Here is a 24697-nt window from a genome sequence, read left to right on the forward strand (position 1 = left end):
TTATAGCGTCATTCTCCAGGACAATAAAAATAGCCGTTAGCTTACGCTAGCGACTTAGTCTACTTCTGGTTCTTTGTAGTCCTTATTCAGTGCAAAGCCCGCCATATTGCTGAAAAGGAATACCGCACCTCTTTCTGTCTCTGTACGCTTGCCTTTATAATTAAATGCGATACCATCTTCAGTTGAATTAAAAGTTTTAACTTCTTCAAAGTAAAGTGTCTCGCCATTTGTTAAAAACACTACTATTGTATTCATTCTTATCCTCCTTAATATAATTTAGATACAGCATCTTTCAGCATAGGATCACTAATCCTTTCTTTTATACTTCTTTAAGTCCCACTTAGCGTAGATTAGTAGGAGCTTGTTGATTAATGGATTCAAAAGCTTGTGAACCATCTATTTTCACCTGTCTTTCTACTTGCGGACTTTCCATCAAAATTGGAGTAGCTACTTCTTGTCGGTTAAGTTCGTGTAACTCTTTACGAATACCCAACAACTCTTTAATTAACGCTTTTTCAAATGGTGACATCGTAATCCCTCCTAAAAATGAGTATAAAAATAGCACTCAACCTATAACTGGTTAAGTGCTACAATCGTTTATTTAGTTCTTCAATAACAGCTTTTGCTTCTTCATCTGAAATAGTAGTAAACCTAAGCTGTGCAAGCTCTTCATCTGTCATTTCTTCAGGCTTTATTGTTTCTCCTGGATCTATTCCCATTGACTTTAGAAATTCGTCCGCCATGACTCCGCTATCCATCCACTACCACCTCCATAGTTAATTTTAATTTCTGATCAATTATTTCAAAATTAGTAACTCTATATTCGCCATTGCGCTTTAAGATGACTTCACTTTCATTGACGTTATCCGTTAAATAAAGACTATGTCCTTTAGGTAGCTTAATAGCAACTTCTATTGGTCTATTTGACATAACGTTAGCATCTTTTAGTAAACTAGCAGATGTATACCCAGGATTCGAGTAATTAAAGTCATTGTCCATGAACAGTTCCTGTAAATCTTCAACAGCCTCGTCTAAAAGATTGTTTTGCTTTAATAAATCAGCAAGCATAGCTGGCTTCTCATACCTAGTCGCTATGATGTCAGAATCTAGAGTAAACTCTTTTACTTTTGTATCAAGCAACTCTATAGTTTCTTGAGACTCAGAATTTAAAGAATCAAAATTATTCGTTCTCAAGGCTTGATTGATCCTGAAACTATTAGCTGTTTTAATATATCCTGTTTTAGGATTATATAGTCTGGCTTTGTCAAGGATACTAAGCTTTGGAGCCGAAGCTACCATTTCCTCGTACTTGCCCTTATCAAGGTAATTATAGCTTAGATGCACGAATTTTATCATCTAACCATTCATCGTAATTTTTATAATCAAATGTTTCTCCAGATTCGTTATCTAATCGCAATTCTGGTGAAATACCTTCTACTTCAGCAATAGTAGTACAACGACAATGAATATCTTCACTAGCTACTCCAAACAACCTTGGACCTTCTGCTTTGGCACCACTAGAACTCTCGAACTCTTCATCGACTTCCACAACTTGCCCATCCAATGTCTGGTGAGTATCTCGTGTTTTGTTGTCGATTGTCGATAACCATTTTTTCTTGAGGTTAACGCCTTTTTCTTTAACTTCAGTATAACTTCGCTGTTTAGCAGTTGATTGAACTCTCCCGCCCTCTGTTCTAGCTATGCGATACGCTTGCTTATAAGACGCTTCTGTAAGGTTGCCTATACGTTCCGCTGCCCAAGCATAACCTTTTCCTCTGATTGCAGCATAGTTGAGAGTATTCCCAACCTGTTCAGCTAGGTTATTTCTGTGATCATATAACCGTTTGGAGAACGTTTTCCCCTTGATTGGATGGTTAACCAACTGTTCTATATACTTATCCGGAAGAAAAGACATATCCATCTGAATGTTTTCGGCGCCCTCTAACGCATACCACGTGCCATAGTATCCTCGTTTAGCTTCCTCTTTACCAAAGTCTGCTACTACCGAATCTGCTTTCGAATAAACCGTTTGTAAAACTTCGTCTATCTGTTTTCCTACATCAAGTAATCGTTCAGCTTCCATTCTTTTAGAGAACGGTAATTCGTCGTACTGTTCAATATAATATTTAACTTCTTTCTTTATTTCTTTTAATGCATCACGATAATACTTGTGAAGCTTCTTGTTTGTCTCAAACTCGGCCCGTCTAGAAAGACTTTCAAGCTCTTGCTGCCACTTGTTCAACTGATTCATCTTCGTCACCCTCTATTGGATCCGTATTAGCTTGAATGCCAGGCAAATATTCTTGTTCTTCTATTTGCTTCTGAACTTCATCGAAATCTAAATCGAACTGTTCGCAAATCATCTTTAGGGTAGACTCATCATCGAGTTTGGAAGATGCAGCTAGAATAGACTGAATGATGACTTCTTTTGTTTCTGCTTCCATTTTTTCAATTTCAGCTAACTCTGCTTGATTAACGACTGTCTCACGAGTAATTGTCATCTCAATGTCACTTGTTTTGTAAGACGTACCATAGCGACGATTGATGTCAGCAACGATCAATTCGTTCATCCAAGAAAGCAATGTTCTCAGGCGTGTTTCAGCTTTGTTACATTTCATGTTTAGCAACGAGTATCCCGACTGGATGGCCACGTTTGTGACCGTACCGTTTGAATCAGCAACTTGAGTAGAATCAAACGCCATACCAAAGTGATAGATTGCTTCTTTGTCTATTCCTAGTTTGGTTTTACGTGCTTCAACTGGAATCTCAATTGTACGAATATCTACCCCACCGTCTGAACTAACACCGACCGTTTTCTTCGCCTTAATATTCTTACGCAGCTTACTCAAGTCATCGCCTCGGAATCCTCTGACTACGTATATTGCTTCAGCAAAATCTTGTAAGTTATTAGACAAAAAACAAGCCATCAAGTCGTAATCATCGATTAACGGTTTGATAGGCTCTAGGTCAGTTCGTTCTTTTTTGTTGTTAGACAAACGATAAAAAGGAATAGTTCCCATGTCTCTTTGTAAAAGCTTACCGTCATCTGTTATAGCGACCACATGTGGTCTTGGGTTTAACTCTCTTCTGTCATCAAGCCTGAAGTTTTTGTTCTTATCTTCAACGAAAAACGTTACCTTCTCACTGTCCCAGATTTCAGCAAACTCAACGCTGGTATTCTTACCATCTCGATAGATGTCTTTGTTGTAATATCTCACCGTGGCCATGCGTACGTTGTCGTCGTCATAGACGTCGAATGTTTGTAAGCTATCCGACACTTGGAAACACAATCGGTCATCCGCGTTTGTTCTAGCGTATGCATATTCGAATCCTTTGATAGATGAACCTTCTAGCGTTTCTTGAAGAAATAGCTGCGTATCATCGTTATAGTATTCTTCGAGTCGTTCTTTGAACACTTCATCTTCAACCTCTAATTCAAGCGGATTCGACAACAAATACTGCACTTTCTGATCAACTTGTTCTGTGAAGAATGGATGCGGAATCTTTATGTTACTCGCCATCGTGTCTTCAACAAGCCTGTCATTGTCATCAATGTAGAATATTCTGTGGTTCAAAATGTCATGCTTGTAGTCATAATAATTTTGACCAACTCTAGCCTTCTCTTTTTCCTGTGACACTTTGTCTTCTTTGATTGCGTGCTTTAATCCACGAGCAACAACTTCGGGATTGTCACTTAATAAATATTTACTGTCCACTTTATCACCTCACTATATGGTATTATTTAAAAAAAGGAGTTGTTTATATGAATGCATCAAATACTATCAATTTGTTGTTGTCTATCGTAACTGTCGTAGCATCTTTAGTAGCTCTATACTATTCTAGAAAGTCAATTCAACTAACTGAACAATCTTTAAAAAATACAGAAGAATCTACTAAACAAGCCAACCGTCCTTATTTGTCGATGTATATCGAAAACATTGATACAGTATATTTTTCAAAACACTTGGTCTTAAAAAATTTTGGTAAAACTTCGGCAAAAATTATAGATATAAAATTTGATAAAGACTTAACAAAAGAAAAACCACCCATTAGTTTTGACTCAATGATTGGTGGCACAATTGCCCCTAATCAAAAATTCACTACAAATTTAAACGATAGTTTTAAAGAGCTGATAACTTGTTCTATTAGTTACCAAGAACAATCAGGTGAAACTCACTCGGATAATTTTATAATCAAAACAGATATGTCATCAAAATTACTTTGGTCTGCTAAAGAAGATAGTTCTGATTCCTCTGAAGCAACAGCAATAAAAAAAGCTGCTCATGCGATTATAAAAGCGTTTAAGTGAAACTTTAATAGAGCCATCTGCCCATACTCATTACATCTTCTAAACTATAACGAGCAGTATCTATACTATGATTGTCTTTGTCTGGATATGTGCCTTTTAGATTGCCGTTCTTATCTCGTTCAAGTTCGTATCCTTCAAACTCTCTAGCCGTATTCGGACACCTGGCACGATCAATTACAATTTCATTCATGTCCTGGAGGAACTTCATCCCATGGTCAATACTACCTGGTCCTTTTTTGGCAGGGTCAATAATCAATCCTAGTTCTTCAAATTCTGATATTGTTCTAGGCTCGGCACTATCTGCCGTTATCCGTCGATTAGCTGGATTAAGCCTCTTGATTTCTCTAACAGCTGCTGCGTTCTTCATACCCGTTTGATGGATCTCAACGAATATGTATAAACGTTTACGAGTCTTGTCGTAATAGTTCTCCATATAATGCAAAGGATCTGCAGCGAAACCAAAGTCGAGTCCTCTGTATGTCGTATCAAAGCGTTGAATCTCTTCATCTTCAATTTCTCTGAATGTAAGGTTCGTAAAGACTTCTGCGCCTGTTCCTGTAACGATTCCCAAGTATTCATGTTCATATATTTTAGGCTGCATTTCCTTGAGATGCTCAGCGTCGAGAATAAACTGTTCTCCAAGCCATTCTGCCGGAACAGATAGATAATCGCTTGAATGGACCATCGTATCGCTTCTGATACCTTGTTCTTCAACTTGGGTATTCGCCCAATTGTTTTGACTCTTAGGTGGATTGAATGAATAAAATACTTGGATATTTGGACCGCCACGAATGAGCGACTGATTTAACGTACGAATCTCTTGAGCACTGTTGAATTCATCTACTTCCTCGTAATGCAGGAACTTAGAATACCCAACTCGAAACTTTGAGGATTTAACTTTACGTGGTTTGTCAGCACCTTTGAATATAATCTTTTGTCCTGTAGGAATATACGTAATCTGCAGGGGACTTACCGATTCTTTCCAAAGATGTCCAACACCCAACATATCGATTGCCCACAAATATTGATCATATACGGATCCCCTTAAAGTGGATGCTACTTTTCTAAGTATCGTAGCATTCGCCTTAGGATCCTGCATAATACCGAGTACGATTACAAGCGAAATAAAAGAGGACTTGGTTGATCCACGTCCTCCCTTTAACCAAAAATGCGCATATTCTAGATTTTTGATCGCCTTGTAAACTCTGTAAAAACTTGGTGCAATCAAATCAGATAATTTTACTTGTACATCAGCCATCGCCATCACTAGGTATGTCGTCTACTATCTGTACAATGCCTATTTGACCGTCTAGCGTGACCTTATCGTTGAACATGCCTAAATGTTTGCCAAGCATATCCAAAGCCTTCAGTTTGTCTGTAAACTTGATTTCTCGTTCGGTACCACTTACGTTATCGCTATGCATATTCTTGACCTTAACTGACTGAATGACCGCTAGATCGTCGTCGGAGGCGTCAGGAAGAATACTGGCGGTTTCTAAGTCGATAACATCAGTAGCTCTTACGAATGCAATTCTTGCTAGTTCCTGCAGCACGCGATCCTGGTTGATTCCTGTTCTTTTTGAACGTTCAGCGAGCTGCTTATCTATGTGTGCGCGAACCTTAACAACCTTTAACATTCTTGAACCTTGTTCAGCAGCCGTTTTTGGGCTGTAACCTGCTCTAATAGCGGCTTGTGTCCCGTTTAAATCGATTAAATACTCGTCTACAAATCGCTGCTGTTTTTCAGTTAGCTTTGCCAATTCCTATTCACCTCCTAAATTTATGTATAAAAAAAGACCTCATAAGAGGTCTACCTTAATCAGTATGTGTTTCGCAGGAAGGACATCTGTAATCTCCAAGTCTACGAAGTGGGATAGGTGTTTTTAATACTCTAACTAAAATACTATCAGTATCCCAACATTTAGTACAATAAGGCCCTTGATTATTTAGATAATAATGATTCTCTCTGACCTCTAGTTCGCTAGCAGTAATTTTATTATTTTGCAACTCTTCGTTTTTTAATCTAAGCTCTCTATTTTCGTCTTGGAGTTCATACACCGCGCCCTGTATATCTAATAGTTTCGCTTTTAAATTGATATCATTGGCACCTTCTGCAAATCCCCTTGCATCTATTAACAATTCTTTTAAATCGGAGTAACCCATTTTAAAAACTCCTTTTTTCTTTTAACTATAACAAAAAACCACCTGCGTAAACAGGTGGAAAAAGTATAAAAGGAGATTAGATGCGTTTATGTCATACTAGTAATATAACACGTTAAAAAGTAAGAAATGTAAGATGTTTCTATTTTTCCCAAGAAAGTCTATTGCCTAGTTCATCTAAACACTTCTTACGAATCGATATACAGTGTTCTCTTGTATATGGAATCTCTTTGATAATTTCTTTCCAAGTGTATTTTTGCCTACTCATATAACGCAGCTTAAGAATTCGACGAGGTAGCTCATCTAACTCACTTAAGTACTTTTTGATGGTATCGTACTCTCTTTTCATATCGATCAGCTCTTTATCACTCATCCACTTTTCTACAACGTCTGCTACTGGATCTCCTTGATAACCAGATGTTTGTACCTTATCTGGATTGTAATCTACATTAGGAGGATATTGTAATACGAGCTTTCGTTCTTTAATAAATTTTTCAAGTTGTGCGTAATCTCTTAGTTTTTGTTCTACCCAACTGTATGCTCCCTTCAATCAGTTCGCTCCTTCCAAGCTTCTTCTAAATAATCAATATGTGCATGAATGACTTTCTTGATCAATGGTCGTTCATTATACTTCTTGCTTAACTCACCAGCAGTCGTCAAAATATACTCCCAATATTCAGTGGGTCCCAATGACTGGCTTTTCTGATTGATTGATAATACCCATTCTCCTAAATCTTGATAGAAAGCTTTAATGTCCATTATTCCAGCTCCTCTATTTTGATGAAGATACCTGGTGGCGACACCTTTACCCAAAACTTTTGAATCAATTCACTAGCGACTAAAGCGTCATCTTCCCAGAAGTTTAAATCCGTCATCACGTCGAACAACAGCTTGTTCAAGTTATGCGTGTCCGGTTTCGTCTTCCGATACTGCCCATCAGTATACTTTTTAGCTTCAGTCGGAAAGAACCATTTCACGGTACATTGCAGCGCTTTGCCTTTGAATGGTTTATCTGGAATATGCTTCCCAAGATGTGCAGTCAACAAGTGTCTAGCTTGCTCCAATGCTTCTGGCTCGTAAAAGAACGGCTTACCATTCTTTACGGTTACTTGTTTCTGTTGATGAGTCGTTGTTGGTGGATTTCTTAAAGGCACGAAGAATTGTGTCATTCGTCCACCACTTCATATCCATAATTAACTTCATTTTGAAAAGCTTCTTTTGCCATTTCCTCAATTTCTTTTTCTGTTTCGTTTCCTTCTAACTCAATCTCTAAAGTCCTATCTTGTTCACCAAGAGAGAAAGGATAATCAATATAGATTTTCAGCTTTTTCATTCGGTTTCTCCTTTATCTTCAATATTCATGATCTTTGCAATATCAAACACTTGATCTGGAGTACAATTTCTAATTCTTTGTAGCGTTATTTCTTTCATCAATCTTTTACTTTTAAAAAATACTTTTCTAGATTCCTCCGAATGAAAATAATCATAGTAATCATCTCTAGCAATAACATCGCCGTTTCTATGTTGAGGATAATGATTCTTTTCATAGACTAACATCAGTTTGTTAACGCCAGCATAGATATATTTTCTCCCTACTTTATCAATATTGATCTCTTTAAAATCTGGTATGCCTACCCGACCAGTCGACCTCAGTCCATATAATTTACCGGATGGTTTGTATTTATAACTCACTTTGATTCTCCTCTCTATTCCAACAGATCCGCATACCGGACAGCCATATCTAGAACTTCTTTCATTGCTTCGACGTCTTTCTCAGCACGTACTCTTGTGCTGTTCGTCAACGTTGGTTGAGTTAATAGTTTCTCGTAGTCTTCGATAAATTTTTCAGAACGTTCAATCGCTTTTTGTTCATCACTCATTTTTTCATCCTCCTATTTTTTCTCACGCGCTTGTCGTAGAATTCGGAAGGTTAGGGGGTCGGGCATTCAAGCCGACCCTACCGTTCCTTACGACTTCTGTTTTGCAGCATTAGTATACTCTCTCTAGAGAGTACATTTTCATTTCACTCTTCAAACGTTGATACGGCGCTGTTTTGAAACGTTTTGTGAAATTGAAAAAGTTGCATCTTTTTCACTGTGAAAATTTGAAAATGTTGGTACTTTTTCACTTCAACCATTTTGAAACTCATGGACATTTTCATTTCCTTCACTGCTATTTTGAAATTGAAAATGTTCCATCTTTTTCACTTCTTCAAAACGATAAATCCGTCTTGAATTTTATAATTCTCATGTTGTTTTACATAAGTTCTTACTGTCCGATCTGATACACCTATGACTTCAGATACCTCTTTGATATCTGCCCTGTCATTTTCTACAACAGTATCGTAGGCTTCTTCTAAAGCTTCCATTTTCTCTTGTTTACGTTCTTCTTTACCCTTTTTATTAGCTTCCGGACCTTTTTTCTGCCACGCTGGTTTGTCCCCTTCTGGTTCAGCTTTCTTCAGTAATCCACTATCGTCTAACCTGTGAATCGGAAACTCGAACCACATATTCCGCGCATCAAACTTCGGAAACTCTCGTAATGTTCCTTCAATTCTCCAAGCTGTCCGTAGCTTCACATCTTCTGCAGCTTGTAATGTTTCGATAGCAATCTGTTGCTGGTAGTCTTTTAATGCGCGTTTACTATGATCTACTAAAGCTGTCACACTTAATAAATCGTCACGACTTACATATTCGTCCATATAGTTCATATTCTTTTCACGGAACCACTTTTCGTATACTTTACAAACGGCTTCGTCTTGTTGCTGTCTCATAAGTCCTTCTGTGATTTCCAACTCTACTAAGTCGAGAATCGCATCTGGATCTCGGGCGAATACACCGGAACCACTTGAACGGTCCATTGACTTCTTACCACCTTGCGTACCTTTTGAATGATGGTGACAGTAGATAACGGCCGACTTCAATTCGCTTGCAATCTTATCGAACTGATTCGTAAAGTGGGCCATGTCCTCTGCACTGTTTTCGTCCCCAGTCAATACTTTGTAAATCGGGTCAATAATGACGGCGACGTAGTTTTGTTTCTCCGCACGTCTAATCAATTTCGGTGCCAGCTTATCCATTGGCGCAGTCTTTCCACGTAAGTTCCAGATATCAATGTTCTTTAAATTATTCGGTGCATACCCTAAAGCTTCGTATACATCTTTAAATCGATGAAATGCACTCGCTTCATCTAACTCCATGTTTACGTATAGAATCTTGCCTTGCTCACATGGCCAGCCTATCCATTCTTTGCCTTCAGCTAATGCAATCGACAACTCAATCAATGCGAATGACTTACCCGCTTTTGATGCTCCGGAAAGCAACATCTTGTGTCCTTTTCGCAATACACCGTGAATTAATTCCGGCGCTTTCTCCGGCATGTTTTCCCATCGATCTGATAAATTATCGGGATCTGGTAAATCATCATTCACTGATTCAATCCATTCTTGCCATTCAGTCCAGGTATTTTTCCCTATATTTTGATCAACGATAAATTGTTTATTATCATTACGAGTCACACCAGGTAACCGACTTAAACGAGAAGGATTGCGGTTCTGTCTATCGACTTCTAGTCCGTTCTTCATACACACATCATATAAGTAGTCGACACGCTCTTTGTATTGCTGAATACTATTCGCTTCGATTCTCACGATGGCATGTAAGGATTTACCGCCCGAATGAACGAGCATAGCAATGGGTAATTCTAATTCGCGCAGCAATGCATTCTGCCTGCTGACATCTGTTGTATCGGATTCTACTAAGGCATAACGATAATCTGTCACGTTCTCATTCTTAACACCTTGGCCATCTAATGGATTGAACCGTACCCACGCTCCGACAGTCTCGTCGTAATCACCAATGGCAAATCCTAAATCTTCTTTATACTTGTTAATTTCTTCAACGAGCTGACCTGCAGTACGCTGAAATTCTCCTTTAGTCGGAACCTTACGATCTCCATTGTCGTACGTTTTCGTCACGATACCGATGTAGTCCGTTGAATCGAATAAAGCATTGATATAGTTGACCATCTGCTCTGACGGATTCCATTTAGTCGGTTCTAACACTTCTTTATCTTCGACCCATCCTTGATCAACGATGATGAGAGACTCTTCAGCTATTGTCGAATCCCAGTCCAATGCTCCACCGTCGTGTCGTTCGCTTCGAGGTCGCCATCCCTGGTCTTTTGCGTACTGGGTAATCGTTGCTCCGGTAACGCCAGCATCTTGGAAAGTATCCCACTTATTCCAACACTCGCCGGAGCGATATCGTTGTCCGTCTTTTTGACTCCATTTGTCCCAGTCGCTTGCGGTATAGCCTTCTGCTTTTAATGCCATGCCCACGTCAACCCATTGCTGGTAATCCAACACTGCAGGGTCAACGTTTTCTAGCATGTCTAGTAAGTTAAATTTTTTCATGTCATTTGATTCACACTTTCGTTTTGTTATTGTGGTAAAACACTTTCAATGGTAAAGTTAAAATAAAAAGGAGAGCTTAATATGACTGAAAACAAACACTCTTTAATTGATATCCACCTTCTTCCCGAGGAAACAGTAAACGCGTTGCTCAAACCTGCAGCCACATCTCTAGGAAATGCTGTAGGTGATATATTAAATTCAGTATTCAATTTGACTCTTCATCCTTTACGTAAATACAATATTGTCAAAACAAGTGATTTAGAGCAATTTGCTAAAGAAATTAATGAAAGTACATCTGAAATCCCAGTCGAGAATAGAGATTCTTCGAAAATGGGGTTAGTATTAAAAACTATTGAAGATTCAAAATTTCAACTTAACGATGATACTATGAGGAAGCTTTTTGCCCAATTGATTGCTAACCTAGTAGATGATAGAAGAAATAATCAAATCACACCTAGATACTCAGAGATTTTATCGAATATGACCCCTAGGGAAGCTTACTTAATTAATTATATTTTCAATAATGATACAGTTATTCCGGTAGGAAAAATAAATCGAAGAGCAGGTGAGTTCCATCAATATAATAGTGGTAAACAGGATTTTTTAATTTTTGATGGAACCAAAATTGAAGGTGACCCTGATGATTGGGATACTGTAGATCACTCTTACACGCTAGATTTATCTTTATTAAAAGGAGCCAATTTAATAGAACTAAAAGAAACTGCTTTATCTGATTCTGACAATCAAAGATTGTATATTCATTTTGACAAATATGTTGAAACTGAATTCACTAATAAAAGTACAGGCTACCAACATATACCCCTTCACTATTTTTACAAATTAACTTCTTTGGGAGAATCATTTTGTTCATTTGTAATTGGCTAGCTTTTTCTTATCATTTTGGAACGTATCTTTGCGGATTAGAATGAGGCGTTCTCCACTTGTTTACCGCAATGTCCTTGATTAATTTACTTGCTTGATCAAATGACCAGTTTTCTACATTCTGATAACCACGTTGTGATAACTGCTTGATCTGTTTAGCAGATGACAGATTATTCGCTTCACGTTGATTGACGTGATTTAGAATCTTGTCGGCCTTTCCTTTGGAATCTACTTCCGTTGGATCGATGCCGGCTTTTTCTATTTGTTTCAACTGATCAGCACTTGGCGGCTCTGCTTCTTGTCCGAACATCGGCACATAGTTGGCCAAGTCCTTATCTTCAATACTCATCGCGAATTGTAACGGATCCACTAATCGTTTCTTCTTACGCTTTAATTGTTCGAGTTTTTTCGCTAAAGCTTCTTCACGTTGTGCTGTAGCTTCTTCTGCAGCCGCTTCTTGTACCTCTTCGATGTCTACTGGAATGCCAGCTTCTTCAATCATCTTCGTTGCAGCCTTGGCGACTTCTTCATCCTCAGCAATCAAATGAGCCGGATGCACTAATTCATGTCGGTCGGTATGCCACAAGAAATCTAGCAACAGTAATTCTTCTTTACCTGGATGAAGCCTTGTACCACGACCAACCATCTGAGAATAAAGCGAACGAACTTTAGTCGGTCTGAGTACTACTACCGTATCGACGGATGGACAATCCCACCCTTCAGTTAGTAGCATCGAATTACATAGCACGTTATACTTGCCGTCTTCAAAGTCTTTTAATACTTGCTCACGATCTTTTGAAGCCCCGTTTACTTCTGCCGCTTTGAATCCCAACTGATTCAAGATATCTCTAAACTTCTGAGAAGTTTTAATTAGCGGAAGAAATACAACTGTCTTACGGTTCATACAATGATTAACCATTTCTTCTCCAATTCTTTCAAGATATGGATCCAACACATTACCGACTTGGCCAGCGCTAAAATCTCCAGCCGTTTGCTTTACACTACTGATGTCTAAATGAATCGGTAACGTTAAGGCTTTAATAGGTGATAGGTAACCTTCTTTGATTGCTTTCGGTAACGTATATTCATAAGCTAAGGACTCGAAGTAAGAGCCTAGATTCTTCATATCTCCACGGTCTGGTGTAGCAGTAACGCCTAACACATCTGCTTCTTCAAAATGATTCAGCACAAGCTGGTATGAACTAGATAATGCATGATGCGCTTCGTCAATGATGATGACATCGAAGTGATCTGGTTTGAACCTTGATAGTCGTTTCATCTGCATCATCGATTGAACGGATCCAACAACGACTCGTTCCCACGAACCGATGGACGTTTCTTCTGCTTTTTCTTTAGCAGTTTTGAGTCCAGTAGATTTTTCTAACTTATCCGCAGCTTGATCTAGCAACTCTCCACGATGTGCCATAACCAACACTCGCTTGCCTCGTCTTACGCATTCTTCAATCGTTTTAGAAAAGACGATTGTCTTACCGGTACCAGTAGGAAGCACAAGCAATGTTCGCTTGTGCCCTGCTTCCCACTCAAGTAGTACCTTTTCTTTTGCTTCTACCTGATATGGTCTAAGTTGCATACAGGTCCTCCTCTATTAAAATGCGAATCCTGGATTAGTGTTTGTTTGTTGCGGCGGTGTCTGTTGTGTTTGATTCGGTTGCTGATAATTTGTTTGTTGCGGAGCTTGATACGTCTGTGGCGGCTGTTGACCTGCTACTGGTTCTAAAAAGCTTTCAACGCGATTGTTTTCTCTAGGATTCTTATTTTTATCTGTATACTTGTTGATTTCAATTTTCGCTCTTCCTCGTGACCCCGGTACTTGTCCCCAGTTAGGTCTAGTAGGCTCCCCTTTTTTCTTTTGTCCAATACTGATAAAGAACTCACTAAGTTTCCATTCCGTAGCAGTATGCAAAATCAAACGTTCAAAAACGGTTGCTTCACCTTCAGGCGTTTGAATTTTTAACGTTAGCTCCGCTTGAGGACTTGCGACATTGATTTTAGAGTTAGGCGAAGGCTGGTACTGTCCACGTTCCATTTTCTCAACTACAAAATCGTACTCCCCTTCAGGAAGTAAAACGAATGAGGATTCTTGTGAAATCTCGTCGTCCCATCCTAAAGCACCTGCATTGTTATAGTTATCTACCATTTGTCATTCTCCTTTTCTATTCGTTCCAATTTATATTCATATCAGATGTTTTATCGTAAGCCACGTCATTATCTCCCACGACTTTCATCCATAGATCTTCAACAACTTGCCTGTTCCCTCTAAACTCACCAATAACTTGAAGAAGTGGTTGCCAATTTGCTACTAGTCCACCTGTGAAGTATTCAGGTGTGGTTTGAGCAATAGTTGCAAAGTCGGTATCGATTGGGAAGTGCCCCCGAATACCAGCTACAACATGTAATTCATCTTCGGTTACGTTGCTAGAAATCATTAAATCACGCAATGCTTTTGGTAAATACTCCGGTGGAACTCCTGTAAGAGACTGCTCTACATTATTGACTGTTTCTTGAGTTGGTGGAGTATCGTTCTTCTCAAGTACCGGTTCGTTTCCAACTACTGGCGTTTGAGGTTGTTGTACCGGTGGTGCTTGAACCATATCCGGAATCACATGAGCGATTGCGCTATAATCCAATGTGATTTCTTCCGGAAGACTGTCACGATTTTTTGCATCCCAAGCCGGACGATGTGTCGTATGCATAACACGCTGGCCACCCTGTGCTTTGAATTTTTTCCCTGCTTCATCCGCTTTTACCGATATGACTCTGTAATTTAGGAATAAAACAGTATCAGCCCACTCCTTAGCCATCCCAGCTACATCTGCATTACTTCGTTTAGCTAACTTTAATTCGTATCTATCATAAGCGCCCATCTCTCCAGGATCCTCAAACTTTGTAATTTGAGAATGAGCAGTAAGAACAGCATTGATTCCGGCGTCAGCCATGTCTTGCATCTTATCTAAGAAATTACCAAACTTGTCTTTCATATAGACGTAGCCATTTCCGTAGCCAATATCCGCAATAGATTGAACGCCATGTTGTTGGCAAACTTCTTGTTCAGCTAAGCGTTGCGCCCAGTCTGCTGTATCTATGATTACACTAGAGAATTGGCGTTGATTCTTAATCCAATCGAGCATTTGAATAAGCTCTGTCCATGAGCTCGGTTTCTTCATACGATTAACTTCTAACTTGTCTGTACTTCCTTCAGTATCAATAAATACAGGGTTTGGAAATTTCGCCGCTAATGAAGATTTACCGATACCTTCAGGACCATACAAGATAACTTTTTGAGCTTTTGAAATGACTCCACTTTTTATTTCAAACAATTAAAATTCTCCTTTCCATGATGGTGCGTTATTTTCTGATGTTGCTTCGCTGATTGTTGTAATGACCTCACCTTGTCCAACCGCTTCACCGTCTTCGATGATGATCGAACACTCTTCTCCAGTCGACACTCGTGTAGCAATGGCTTGCAAGTCTTCTTGTTCAAGCCATTCTCCGAATTCCTTCAGCGTATCGAGGTCCATCTGTTCCAATTTATCGATTAGGATAAATCCACAATCTGGCTTCAATTTACGGACGATAGCGGTCGACACTTTGAGTTGTTCAGCACCAGACATGTTATCCCATTTCATATCTTTGTATGTTAATTCGCCTTCTGATACGGATAATCCTTCGAGTGGTAAATCTGCGTTATGGAGAAGATCCGATTTTTCTTTACGAGCATCGTCGATTTTCGCAGAAAGTTGATCATATTGTTTCTTATAATTACGAGCATCCTCTTCAGCTGTATCTTTTGAATGATTCGTGCGGATTTTATCATTCACTTCTTCGATATCTGCGATAGATCTTACAAGTTCTTCAGTAGATTCATCTTGCAATTGTTCAGCTGTTTTTTGTGCTGTCTGCAAGTCATTCGTCGTACTTTGATGCTGTTGTTCTAGGTTGGCTAATTCTTGCTGTAGGCGTTCAATTTCGCCTTTCTTTGCTTGAATCCATTCTTCTTCTCTTTGGAATTGCGATTGATATTCCGCTACTCTTTGGCGTTTCTGTTGATTGTCACCATTACGAGACAGAATTTCCTGTTGCTGATCGATTAAATCTTTAGCACTGATGAAGTCTTCTGGCACATCTGGGTAATATGGAAGCTCAGCTGCATACTTCTCTTTTTGTGTGGAAATCTGTCCGATTGTTCGACGTTGATTGTAGAGATCGTTTTCGTCTCGTTCTAACAAAGCTAGCTTCTCACCTACGCCGATGATTCTTAGTAATGTATCAGCTTTTTCTTTGTTTGTAGCACCCATGAATCGTGGCAAGTCTATGGCCAGCTCTTCAACGAATGAATTGAGCAACTGTTGTCCTGCTTTGTTACCCGAAGGGTCTATAACCTTTAGATCGCTATTCTTTCCCTTACGTTCAACTTCTAACCCGTTTGACATCGTGATTTTAAGGTAAGGTTTATTTACGCTACCTTGTCTATCTGGATCCGATGGACGCTTACGATCTCCACCGAGTGCCCAAGCAATAGAATCTAGAACAGAAGTCTTCCCTTGGCCATTCTTCCCACCGACAATCGTCAGTCCTTTAGCAGTTGGTTCAATCTTTACTGCTTTGACCCGCTTGACGTTTTCAATTTCTAACTTCGCAATCTTCGTTGACATTTTCAGTTTCTCTCCTTTTATGCTATACTCTGTTCAAGTAAATTATTTCTTTGAGTCTGACGTGGCAGCGTTGGACTCTTTTTTTTATCTAGTGCTTGTTGTGGTTGTTGTGCTTGTTCAATTAACTCTTCCCAGTCGAAACTGATGAACCGTCCTTCTATTTGAACGATTGGTGAGCGATTCATTGAAGTAGTTAGTTCAATTTCCTTCCCATAATCAGTTTTAACTGTTCCAACGTTTTCACGAAAAATCAGTGCATTCTCGGCGTGTACTTTTGGCATTATTATCACCTCCTTTAAATCTTGTGTTGAATCATAAATCGATCTACATCTTGCTTGTCGTACATAACAACTCCACCGATTTTTATTTCTTTCAGCCCCATCGTTACCCACTTCCGCACAGTCTCTTTACTTACCCCACCTGCATATTTCATTAATTCTGCTTGTCGCAAATATCTAACATCATCAGTCTCAATTGCAGATCTCACAGTTTTTTCTACGAGGTTAATAATCAATTCTGACAACTGATTTTCCGTTTCCGGACTTAGTAGATTCATCTTTCAATCCACCCTTCTGACAAAGTTTCTGACATCATTTCTTTACTGTCTCTCCAGATGGCTTTTATAAAATACACTATAATTGGTAATAATAGGAAGAAATATTCACCGCCAAATTCTAGCGACCCTCTTCTTTCAAACTCGTATCTGACAGCTTCGAGTGTTAGTAGAATCCCTAATAGCGTCCATATGGTGTATTTAAACCATGCCAGCATAGAAGTCACCTGCTTTCACTATTCGGATTGCTTCAGGTAAAACGGGATCTACCATTCGTTCTTTGTCTGTTCTGCCGTCTCTGCGTTTTACTACTACTTTGAAACACGGATACTTTTTATTTATTTTCCGATATATCTCTGCTTCAGTTCCTTCAGCGATTACTTTCTTCGAATTGACTCCGTATGCTACGCATTGCTTCATTTTCTTCTTTCAACTCCTTTATTTGTTTATCTAATTTTTCAAGTTGGAATAAAGCACAAATACTAAAAATGATTCCAGACATGATTAGTAAGACTATTATTAGATACTGTAGAGTGGTCATTTATTATTCCCCTCCACTAACGGATGTTCGAAAACGACTTTTTTAATTTGGATATGACCAAGTTCTTTTTTGCCACCTGCTGCAACTACACTTATAGTTTCTGGTAAGTCGCCTTCAACTTCTATGAATTCATTCAACGCTTCAATAAAGGCTTTAACTATCTGGCCTCCATTGACCATGGTTGTCTTACTCAAGCTAATCCCTCCTAGAATATGTTTAAATATTTTTTCATTGTTTTAATTCGTTCTTGCGCTTTAGATCCAGTTCTTTTCTGTTTTAATAAATCCGAAAGATAAGAAGCTGATATGCCCAACTCATTTGCTAAGTCTGTTTGTGTCATATCGTTTTCTATCAATGCAATTCTTACTCGGGTTTCTAAGGTTGCTTTATGTTCTGCGACCATCAATAGTCGTCACCTCCTGATATAGTAATCAGTAAGCGAAAAAAATAAGCGAATTTAGTTGAAAACTATTGACATTAAGTTGAAAGTTTTCTACTATAAGAGTACAGCAAATAAACGTGTAAAATTACACTATTCTCTAACCTACCCCGCCAAGGATGTTTGAGTGATGGAACTTTTTGCGTACGTTGTTCGCTTATTAAATTAGCTTACGAACACAGTGTACTGAAAACTTTCAACTAAGTCAACTATAAAGTTGAAAGTTTTCTATATATTTTTTCGTTAGCCTAAAAAGGATGACAACCATGGGCTTTCAAGAACGCTTAGAATTTTTAATAGAAGAAAAAAAGAGAGAAAAAGGAAAGTTTTCAGTATCTCAACTCGAAAAAGATCTCAACATTTCAAAAGGAAGTGTTAGCAAATGGAAAAAATCTATGCCTAAAGCTGAAACTTTAGCATTAATTGCTGACTACTTTAATGTTTCTATTGATTATTTATTAGGTAGAACCGATAAAAGAAACTATTGGGAGTTATCAAATACAGATGAAAGAGATCTACAAAAAGATTTAGAAAGATTGATTGATGACTTAGCACATGCTGAATCATTAGCCTTTTCCAAAGGTGAAGAGCCTATGAGCGAAGAAACTAAGCAGTTACTTTTAATTTCATTGGAGAATTCTCTACGAGTAGGTAAACAGATGGCTAAGAAAAAATTCACACCTAGAAAGCATCGTGGAGAGTGATTGTTTGAGCGAGCTAGTTGACCAGCATTTATATAGAGTGATAAAAAAATTCAAGACTAGAAACCCTCTCGAAATTGCAGAAGAAAAAAATATTTTAGTTTTATACGAAGATTTAGGTGATATTTTAGGATATTATAATAGTGTATCTAGAATAAAATTTATTCATATCAATAATAGTCTTCAGAAAAATATAGAAAACTTTGTTTGTGCTCACGAATTAGGGCATGCTTTGATTCATCCAAATGAGAACACTCCTCAGCTCTCCAAAGCTACGTTAAAATCTGAGTGGACTGTAGAACGTGAAGCAAATGAGTTTGCAACAAAACTATTGATCGATGGATCTCACGAAGAGTATGAAATCAGGGGTAAATATGACATTCTGGATTACTATGGTCTTCCCTATGAAATGGAAAGATTTATACATAAGGAAGATAAATACTAAAGGAGGAAAATATGTTTTCAGAAAAATTAGGTTTTTTCCCAAAAACAATGGTTGAGTTTGATGGTAAAAGAATTACGTTAGGTAAAAATAACGTTATCGATAATTATGAATTAGATATTATTTATGTATTTAAACCTTCTGCTATAGAAAACGGATATGTTTACTTTAGCAAAACTGGTGATCAACCTTCGTCTTCTATTCATATTGTTCAAAGAGGTTTCTTCTACACCAAGAAACAGCAAGATTTAGTTAATACCCTAATTGATTCTATGGAAGAATTAGAAGTAGAATTCAAACCAGGTAACAGTCTTAAATCTAAAACTCAAACAGTTAAGACTAGTACACAAAAACAGCCAAAAGCAAACAAAAACGCTATACGTTGCACATCTTGTAAGAGTACTAATGTTGAATTCATGAAAAACAACAAGAAAAACTTTTCTGTGGGGAAAGCTGCCGCTGGAGCTATTCTTACTGGAGGGATTGGAACAATTGCAGGATTTGCTGGAAAAGATGGTAAAAAAAATACCTGGCACTGCAGAGATTGTGGCCAAACATTTGTAAGTAAAAAATAACAAAAAACGCATCCACTCTCCCGCCAAGAAGTGATGGATGCGTTGCTACAAAATAACCTATAGGATAGGCTTATTTGCTTATCCTTATTATATCATAGATAAGGATGTCTGATAATGGCTGAAATTAAGAAGTACACTAAAAAAAATGGAGAAACCAACTTTGAATTTACAGTATATACAGGAATTCACCCTCTTACCGGAAAAAAATCAAAGACTACTCGTCGAGGATTTAGAACCAAAAGAGAAGCCACAATAGAACTGAAGAGAATAACAGCTGCAGTAGCTGAAGGTACTTACTTTGAAATTAAAGATAAAACTAAACTTACATTCAAAGACGTTTACGAGCAATGGCGAGAAGGTTATATTAAAACAGTATCAGAGTCTACTCTTCTCAAAAATGATGGTATGTTTAATAACCGTATACTACCTGCTTTCGGAAATTTTCTGATTACTTCCATTACTTCAGAAATGATTCAAAGACAAGTCAACGAATGGAGTCATTACAAAAACGCGAGTAAATGGTTAGACGAAACTAGTAGAGTATTTACACGAGCACGAATTGCTCATATATTAGTAGCCAACCCTTGTGACTTAGTAACTAAACCCAAAGTAAAAAAAGATATCAAAAATAAGAAGAAAGAGTTTTACGAAAAAGAAGAATTAAAGCTATTAGTAAAAGAAATGGATGACTGGGATAACCTTCAGGGTAAAGCTTTGCTTAGGCTGTTAGCTTTTACAGGCATAAGAATGGGCGAAGCTATGGCCCTGACCTGGAATGATATAGACTTTGAAAACAAAACACTAACGATTGATAAAGCTATTGGTAGAAGAAAGAAAAAGGACGAACATAATACGAATCAAAAAACTAAAACTGAACTTTACTTAAAAGATCCAAAGAATTATACAAGCACTCGTGATGTTACCCTTGATAGCATGACTATTGAGTGGTTATTAGAATGGAAAGAAACAAATCCGTTCAAACTCGTTTTTACTAGTGAATCTGGAAAATGGATCAGTCCATCTAAATCAAGAAAATGGCTTCTAAGATGCGCTAATAAAGCCGGCTTAGATTTCATCCCTGTTCACAACCTACGTCATACTCATGCTTCTTTACTCTTTGAGTCTGGTGCTACAATGAAAGAAGTCCAAGATCGTCTTGGACATGGTGACATAAAAACAACTATGAATGTGTATACCCATACTACGAAAGCAAGCATCGATAAATCCGCTGAGCGCTTTTCTGATTATCTGGACTTTTAACTTCCAGGAGAGTCAAAAGGAGAGTCAAAAACTAAAATAAGCCTTTGTATCAAACTTAAATTAACGTATACCGGACTCCCCTCAGCTCCATCAAAACATCCGTATAGGAATAATTAAGAAGAGGAATGCCGATATAACGGTGTTCCTCTTCTTTTGTTTATGCTATGAGAAGTTAGAATACATAGCCAGACACAGCCAAAAACATAGCCAAAAAAGGAGCAGACTATTTGTCCACTCCTTTTTCTTTATACTGCTTAAACATTGTTAGAGAAAAATCGTTTTGCTTCATTATGTTAGTTTGAATGAATCTGAACATTTCAATCTTATCGTGGCCATTCTTCATAGCTTCCGTACCTTCTTTAATGCCATATATTACATCATTGATATTCTCTTCTAAAACTCCACTAAACCAAACCTGAAAGTCCTTGTAATCATCTAAATCAGCTTGTGTTTTAATCCATTCGTTTCTTATGTTGTGTAGGTTGTCTGACATTTACTATTCCTCCAATAAAAAAAGACCCCCACCAAAGCGAGGGCCAAACATATACGAGGCGTTAACCTCACATCATAGGACTATGACAAGATAGTGCACTATGTGGCCTAAGTATAATATGTATAGTCAAATATATCAATTTGTAATTGCTAGTCTTTCAGTAGTATGTACAATTCTTCTAATGTCATTTCCTCAAAATTGAGCAATAAGTAGTTGTAACCTTTAAGCGGAATAACATTCGATGAGTCATGGTAATATTCTTTAACCGTTTTTTCTTTATTCAAATCTACCAATACAAAAACTATCGTGTCGGGATCGTACTTTTTCAAATCAAGCTTAACTCGTTCTAACAACCAATTATAAATTAGCGCCATTCGAATCCTCTCCCACCTTTTTAAGCAAGTATACCATCCTTTGTATCCGCTTTAAATAGAAAATCCCCTTCATAATGAAGGGGATTTTTTGTAGATTCTCTCAAAAATCTACTCACCAGATAGTACTTCGTAGAGGTATCCAAGCCGGACTTTTTTTACCTCAAGATCATTCATAAACAAATCAATAATCATAGGAACTTCCTCTACGTCTAGATAATAGTCTTGTATAACTTTTTTCTCTCCATTTGATACAACCGCGAAAGCGATCTTATCTGGTCCGAACTCACCGAGATCTTTTTGAACTTTGATCATCAGTAGACTATTCGTCTCTGCCAATGTGCTCTCCTCCTACTTTGAAGCGTGTACAAGCTTACCATTTTTTTGTGTTTCAAAGTAGTATTTCTTAATACGTTTCTAAAATAAACTAATAAAATTCAAGAAATTATAGAACCGTGCACGTCATGTATAGCGATTTTGTTACTTAATCGTTAATATTAGCATTTAAGTGACTTTTTCCTTTAATTCCGACAAAGAGATTCGTTTAATTTTTTGAGAATATCTCCTTAATCTGATCGAATCAGGTACTTTTCTGGCAGATATAAAATAATCCTCACACATATGATTCTTTTCATTTATAAGCACATAAACTTTCTGTGTTGGTCCGTAATGATTAAGATCATTATTTAGCTTATCTAACAGCCATTTATAAGTTCTCAATTTGTATTCTCCTATCGTGTCGGTCAATCATACCTTATTCTGAAAGACAGCGAAAGGGGAACTTATAACGTCTAAACTATTGATAATGTAACACACAGGTATTAGGGAATGCAGTTCATAAAAAAAGACCCTCGTATTTTTCGAGGGTCACATCTTAGAGGCGAGGACCTCATTCCATAGACAGATGGTAGATATTATCCATGTAACCGAATTTTACCGATAATATTCAATAAAAACAAGTCAGTATTACGAATCGCATACAATCATACTTTTCAACTCTTCCAAAGTCACTTGTTTGACTTTCAATTTATTGCTTTTTATACGTACGATATCGGGTAGTTTCTTAATTGATACAAAGTAATCTACAATTGTTTCGGGGTCTTCTCTTAAAATGGTATATACTTTTTGACTTGTCCCAAATTTCTCTAAATCTTTATTTACTCTTTCTACTAACCAACGGTAACTATTGTTCATTAATATTCTCCTATATCTTTTTAAAATCACGCTTGTAATATCATAACTCTTTTCAAACAATATACGACTAGTTTGACGACAGATACTGACATTTCGATTTTCCGAAAGGCTTATCGGGTAAGAGACGTATTCTTCGAAATATAACCTTGACAATAAGCCGACTACATCGAGGTCTTAAAAAATAATCAATAAATAAAAACCATCCATTTGAATTTTTTCTCGTACAATCATACCATGTAAATCATCTTTTACCTAAAAAATAACGGGAGCCTTGTATTTTCCAATGATTGTATTAGGATTTATTTTCATTTGGGCAATTACAAGATATGGATTCAAACAGTTTTTTTCGAAAAAAAAAGCCTTCATACAATTAAGCACGGTGCTGACCAAAAAATTTAAAATTATATAGCCGATTAGTTGGCTTGAGTTCGGTATTCTACTGAGCTTAAGCCAGTTTTTTCTTTTCATTAGTAGTATTGTACTATTCAATATATTCTTCAATCTGTTCTATTAGTTCTTCATAGCTTACTGCAAGTTCTCTGTGAAAATTTCTTATTTTATAATCCAAAATTTTTTCTATACAATATCTCTATCCTACCTTCTTTAAAAGCTACCACATTCGTGATAGTTAATAAAATATAACACTAGTTGTATTTTAAATAGAAGATAGCCATCATTGGCTACTTTTTTTAAATATATTTTTTAATTCCTCTATACCTACAGTTATCTCTTCTTGAGCTTCTATCTGAAATACACGAACACAATACCCCGATGGTATTTCTTCAAACCCCTCAACTCTGACCATTCGGTGTCTTAAGCCTTCAAATCGCTCATGCGGAGACTCTAATATGAATTGTCCCCCAATTTTGATTTCATATTGCTTATCAACGCCTTCTCCAGAAACAAAAACTTTGATACTCGAGACTTTATCATTTTTATCCCTAATAATAGTTGCTCTAGTTACTATTTGTTCCACTTTAATCCCTCTTCAAATAACATATTTTATTTAACAGTATTTACTATACTATAAAAAAGGAGCCGGAGCGCAGTTTATGCTTCTTGAAAGAGGCAAACTTATTCGCCTGCTCCTAACCATCCGCGTATTTTATCTCCATCGGCTTTATCAAATCCTAATCGTTACATATCGTCTAAGTCGTATTTATTCCGCTTTAATTCTACCTGCGTAGTAAATTGATTATTGTCAGCGAAAGATTGATAATTAACGAGTACATTTTCTGTATCACCGTTTTGATCTACTTTGAAAATATATCTCGTCATTCTTATTTCAAGCTGTTCATTCATTATTTTTCCTCCTCTTGGTTGTCTTCAATTTGTTCGACTAATACTGCCCATGTATCTGCCTTGATTCCAGAAAGTGCTTCATCATAATTGAGAATTTTTTACTTCAGCACTTTAGACCATTTCCTATAATTGGACAAGTCCGCTTCCCCTTCTTTCTCTTTTAAATCTTTGAGCGTCTCTTTCCCCTCTTAAGCTTTTCCTCCTTCCATTTGTATGTCCGATCACCGAATTCTATGATGACGGCTCTTTCATCCTCATCATAAATCATATTTTTTATGAGCTTATTTTTCAATTTCGAGCGGCCGAGAGATGCTCGACCTTTTAAATACATCTTTAAAGAAGTAACTTTAAACTAAAATTTATTTTCTTATCATATAATTCGTGCATG

At 37.4% G+C, this 24697-nt stretch carries 38 protein-coding genes; 6 read left to right on the forward strand and 32 right to left on the reverse strand.

What is annotated here, in order from left to right:
* Positions 1-54: 54 nt before the first annotated feature.
* The 6 genes from ACFP65_RS08250 to ACFP65_RS08275 all read right to left on the reverse strand — a co-directional run bounded on the left by ACFP65_RS08250 (position 55) and on the right by ACFP65_RS08275 (position 3716).
* Positions 55-255 carry a hypothetical protein gene (locus ACFP65_RS08250; RefSeq protein WP_379917576.1) on the reverse strand — a complete coding sequence of 67 codons (201 nt, stop codon included), beginning with the start codon at positions 253-255 and terminating at the stop codon, positions 55-57.
* A gap of 85 nt (positions 256-340) precedes the next feature.
* Complete coding sequence (locus ACFP65_RS08255; RefSeq protein ID WP_379917578.1) at positions 341-529, reverse strand: hypothetical protein; 189 nt, start codon at positions 527-529, stop codon at positions 341-343.
* Positions 530-587: 58 nt separating this feature from the next.
* Positions 588-758 carry a hypothetical protein gene (locus ACFP65_RS08260; protein WP_379917579.1) on the reverse strand — a complete coding sequence of 57 codons (171 nt, stop codon included), beginning with the start codon at positions 756-758 and terminating at the stop codon, positions 588-590.
* Complete coding sequence (locus tag ACFP65_RS08265; protein ID WP_379917581.1) at positions 751-1299, reverse strand: ADP-ribosyltransferase; 549 nt, start codon at positions 1297-1299, stop codon at positions 751-753. Before ACFP65_RS08265 ends, ACFP65_RS08260 begins: the two co-directional genes overlap by 8 nt.
* Before the next feature lie 28 nt (positions 1300-1327).
* Positions 1328-2251: a phage minor head protein gene (locus ACFP65_RS08270; RefSeq protein WP_379917583.1), complete on the reverse strand. Its 924-nt coding sequence runs from the start codon at positions 2249-2251 to the stop codon at positions 1328-1330.
* Positions 2217-3716 carry a phage portal protein gene (locus ACFP65_RS08275; protein WP_379917585.1) on the reverse strand — a complete coding sequence of 500 codons (1500 nt, stop codon included), beginning with the start codon at positions 3714-3716 and terminating at the stop codon, positions 2217-2219. The genes ACFP65_RS08270 and ACFP65_RS08275 overlap by 35 nt, the downstream gene beginning before the upstream one ends.
* A 47-nt stretch (positions 3717-3763) precedes the next feature.
* Between ACFP65_RS08275 and ACFP65_RS08280 the strand changes: the two genes are divergently transcribed.
* Entirely contained in the window at positions 3764-4309 is a 546-nt protein-coding gene (locus tag ACFP65_RS08280; RefSeq protein ID WP_379917587.1) for a hypothetical protein, read from the forward strand.
* 4 nt (positions 4310-4313) lie between these two features.
* Here ACFP65_RS08280 and ACFP65_RS08285 read toward each other — a convergent pair whose 3' ends face one another.
* The 10 genes from ACFP65_RS08285 to ACFP65_RS08330 form a co-directional block, all read right to left on the reverse strand.
* Complete coding sequence (locus ACFP65_RS08285; RefSeq protein ID WP_379917589.1) at positions 4314-5567, reverse strand: PBSX family phage terminase large subunit; 1254 nt, start codon at positions 5565-5567, stop codon at positions 4314-4316.
* On the reverse strand, positions 5560-6069 hold the full coding sequence (locus ACFP65_RS08290) for a terminase small subunit (protein WP_379917591.1): 510 nt from the start codon (positions 6067-6069) through the stop codon (positions 5560-5562). The genes ACFP65_RS08285 and ACFP65_RS08290 overlap by 8 nt, the downstream gene beginning before the upstream one ends.
* A gap of 55 nt (positions 6070-6124) precedes the next feature.
* A complete protein-coding gene (locus tag ACFP65_RS08295) occupies positions 6125-6472 on the reverse strand; it encodes a hypothetical protein (protein ID WP_379917593.1) in 348 nt (115 codons plus the stop codon).
* Positions 6473-6611: 139 nt separating this feature from the next.
* Entirely contained in the window at positions 6612-7019 is a 408-nt protein-coding gene (locus tag ACFP65_RS08300; protein ID WP_379917594.1) for a hypothetical protein, read from the reverse strand.
* The gene (locus ACFP65_RS08305; RefSeq protein ID WP_379917596.1) at positions 7016-7228 is read right to left on the reverse strand and encodes a hypothetical protein; all 213 of its coding nucleotides are present in this window, start codon (positions 7226-7228) and stop codon (positions 7016-7018) included. The genes ACFP65_RS08300 and ACFP65_RS08305 overlap by 4 nt, the downstream gene beginning before the upstream one ends.
* Positions 7228-7638 carry a RusA family crossover junction endodeoxyribonuclease gene (locus ACFP65_RS08310; RefSeq protein WP_379917598.1) on the reverse strand — a complete coding sequence of 137 codons (411 nt, stop codon included), beginning with the start codon at positions 7636-7638 and terminating at the stop codon, positions 7228-7230. Before ACFP65_RS08310 ends, ACFP65_RS08305 begins: the two co-directional genes overlap by 1 nt.
* The gene (locus tag ACFP65_RS08315) at positions 7635-7802 is read right to left on the reverse strand and encodes a hypothetical protein (protein ID WP_379917599.1); all 168 of its coding nucleotides are present in this window, start codon (positions 7800-7802) and stop codon (positions 7635-7637) included. The genes ACFP65_RS08310 and ACFP65_RS08315 overlap by 4 nt, the downstream gene beginning before the upstream one ends.
* Entirely contained in the window at positions 7799-8161 is a 363-nt protein-coding gene (locus ACFP65_RS08320; protein ID WP_379917601.1) for a hypothetical protein, read from the reverse strand. The genes ACFP65_RS08315 and ACFP65_RS08320 overlap by 4 nt, the downstream gene beginning before the upstream one ends.
* A 14-nt stretch (positions 8162-8175) precedes the next feature.
* Positions 8176-8349, reverse strand: coding sequence for a hypothetical protein (locus ACFP65_RS08325; protein WP_379917603.1), 174 nt, complete (start codon positions 8347-8349; stop codon positions 8176-8178).
* Positions 8350-8672: 323 nt separating this feature from the next.
* Entirely contained in the window at positions 8673-10883 is a 2211-nt protein-coding gene (locus ACFP65_RS08330) for an AAA family ATPase (RefSeq protein WP_379917605.1), read from the reverse strand.
* Between the two features lie 81 nt (positions 10884-10964).
* On the opposite strand from ACFP65_RS08330, the gene ACFP65_RS08335 reads away from it, so the two are divergent.
* Entirely contained in the window at positions 10965-11768 is an 804-nt protein-coding gene (locus ACFP65_RS08335) for an Abi-alpha family protein (protein ID WP_379917607.1), read from the forward strand.
* Between the two features lie 10 nt (positions 11769-11778).
* On the opposite strand, the gene ACFP65_RS08340 is transcribed toward ACFP65_RS08335, so the two are convergent.
* The 10 genes from ACFP65_RS08340 to ACFP65_RS08385 form a co-directional block, all read right to left on the reverse strand.
* The gene (locus ACFP65_RS08340; protein ID WP_379917608.1) at positions 11779-13356 is read right to left on the reverse strand and encodes a DEAD/DEAH box helicase family protein; all 1578 of its coding nucleotides are present in this window, start codon (positions 13354-13356) and stop codon (positions 11779-11781) included.
* Positions 13357-13371: 15 nt separating this feature from the next.
* Positions 13372-13923 carry a hypothetical protein gene (locus tag ACFP65_RS08345; RefSeq protein ID WP_379917610.1) on the reverse strand — a complete coding sequence of 184 codons (552 nt, stop codon included), beginning with the start codon at positions 13921-13923 and terminating at the stop codon, positions 13372-13374.
* A 16-nt stretch (positions 13924-13939) separates the two neighbouring features.
* On the reverse strand, positions 13940-15103 hold the full coding sequence (locus ACFP65_RS08350) for an ATP-binding protein (protein WP_379917612.1): 1164 nt from the start codon (positions 15101-15103) through the stop codon (positions 13940-13942).
* Positions 15104-16438, reverse strand: a complete 1335-nt coding sequence (locus ACFP65_RS08355; RefSeq protein WP_379917614.1) for an AAA family ATPase — start codon at positions 16436-16438, stop codon at positions 15104-15106. It lies immediately after the preceding gene.
* Positions 16439-16455: 17 nt separating this feature from the next.
* Positions 16456-16719, reverse strand: coding sequence for a hypothetical protein (locus ACFP65_RS08360; protein WP_379917616.1), 264 nt, complete (start codon positions 16717-16719; stop codon positions 16456-16458).
* A gap of 14 nt (positions 16720-16733) precedes the next feature.
* Positions 16734-16994, reverse strand: a complete 261-nt coding sequence (locus ACFP65_RS08365; protein ID WP_379917618.1) for a helix-turn-helix domain-containing protein — start codon at positions 16992-16994, stop codon at positions 16734-16736.
* Positions 16991-17209: a hypothetical protein gene (locus ACFP65_RS08370; RefSeq protein WP_379917620.1), complete on the reverse strand. Its 219-nt coding sequence runs from the start codon at positions 17207-17209 to the stop codon at positions 16991-16993. The genes ACFP65_RS08365 and ACFP65_RS08370 overlap by 4 nt, the downstream gene beginning before the upstream one ends.
* The gene (locus tag ACFP65_RS08375) at positions 17193-17411 is read right to left on the reverse strand and encodes a hypothetical protein (RefSeq protein WP_379917622.1); all 219 of its coding nucleotides are present in this window, start codon (positions 17409-17411) and stop codon (positions 17193-17195) included. The genes ACFP65_RS08370 and ACFP65_RS08375 overlap by 17 nt, the downstream gene beginning before the upstream one ends.
* 117 nt (positions 17412-17528) lie before the next feature.
* A complete protein-coding gene (locus ACFP65_RS08380; RefSeq protein WP_379917623.1) occupies positions 17529-17726 on the reverse strand; it encodes a hypothetical protein in 198 nt (65 codons plus the stop codon).
* An 11-nt stretch (positions 17727-17737) separates the two neighbouring features.
* Entirely contained in the window at positions 17738-17935 is a 198-nt protein-coding gene (locus ACFP65_RS08385) for a helix-turn-helix domain-containing protein (RefSeq protein WP_379917625.1), read from the reverse strand.
* A gap of 302 nt (positions 17936-18237) precedes the next feature.
* Between ACFP65_RS08385 and ACFP65_RS08390 the strand changes: the two genes are divergently transcribed.
* The 4 genes from ACFP65_RS08390 to ACFP65_RS08405 all read left to right on the forward strand — a co-directional run bounded on the left by ACFP65_RS08390 (position 18238) and on the right by ACFP65_RS08405 (position 20949).
* Positions 18238-18675: a helix-turn-helix domain-containing protein gene (locus tag ACFP65_RS08390; RefSeq protein ID WP_379917627.1), complete on the forward strand. Its 438-nt coding sequence runs from the start codon at positions 18238-18240 to the stop codon at positions 18673-18675.
* 4 nt (positions 18676-18679) lie between these two features.
* Positions 18680-19117, forward strand: coding sequence for an ImmA/IrrE family metallo-endopeptidase (locus ACFP65_RS08395; protein WP_379917629.1), 438 nt, complete (start codon positions 18680-18682; stop codon positions 19115-19117).
* Between the two features lie 11 nt (positions 19118-19128).
* The gene (locus ACFP65_RS08400) at positions 19129-19689 is read left to right on the forward strand and encodes a hypothetical protein (RefSeq protein ID WP_379917631.1); all 561 of its coding nucleotides are present in this window, start codon (positions 19129-19131) and stop codon (positions 19687-19689) included.
* Between the two features lie 114 nt (positions 19690-19803).
* Positions 19804-20949, forward strand: a complete 1146-nt coding sequence (locus ACFP65_RS08405; protein ID WP_379917633.1) for a site-specific integrase — start codon at positions 19804-19806, stop codon at positions 20947-20949.
* Between the two features lie 223 nt (positions 20950-21172).
* Here the strand turns inward: ACFP65_RS08405 and ACFP65_RS08410 are convergent, their stop codons facing one another.
* The 6 genes from ACFP65_RS08410 to ACFP65_RS08435 all read right to left on the reverse strand — a co-directional run bounded on the left by ACFP65_RS08410 (position 21173) and on the right by ACFP65_RS08435 (position 24309).
* Complete coding sequence (locus ACFP65_RS08410) at positions 21173-21442, reverse strand: hypothetical protein (RefSeq protein WP_379917635.1); 270 nt, start codon at positions 21440-21442, stop codon at positions 21173-21175.
* A gap of 149 nt (positions 21443-21591) precedes the next feature.
* A complete protein-coding gene (locus ACFP65_RS08415; RefSeq protein ID WP_379917637.1) occupies positions 21592-21816 on the reverse strand; it encodes a hypothetical protein in 225 nt (74 codons plus the stop codon).
* A 108-nt stretch (positions 21817-21924) separates the two neighbouring features.
* Positions 21925-22152, reverse strand: coding sequence for a hypothetical protein (locus tag ACFP65_RS08420; protein WP_379917639.1), 228 nt, complete (start codon positions 22150-22152; stop codon positions 21925-21927).
* 627 nt (positions 22153-22779) lie between these two features.
* Complete coding sequence (locus ACFP65_RS08425) at positions 22780-23007, reverse strand: hypothetical protein (protein WP_379917640.1); 228 nt, start codon at positions 23005-23007, stop codon at positions 22780-22782.
* Positions 23008-23680: 673 nt separating this feature from the next.
* Positions 23681-23983, reverse strand: coding sequence for a hypothetical protein (locus ACFP65_RS08430; protein WP_379917642.1), 303 nt, complete (start codon positions 23981-23983; stop codon positions 23681-23683).
* Positions 23984-24144: 161 nt separating this feature from the next.
* Positions 24145-24309: a hypothetical protein gene (locus tag ACFP65_RS08435; RefSeq protein ID WP_379917644.1), complete on the reverse strand. Its 165-nt coding sequence runs from the start codon at positions 24307-24309 to the stop codon at positions 24145-24147.
* Positions 24310-24697 lie beyond the last annotated feature (388 nt).

The organism is Marinilactibacillus sp. GCM10026970, from assembly GCF_042660675.1.
Taxonomy (GTDB): Bacteria; Bacillota; Bacilli; order Lactobacillales; family Carnobacteriaceae_A; genus Marinilactibacillus.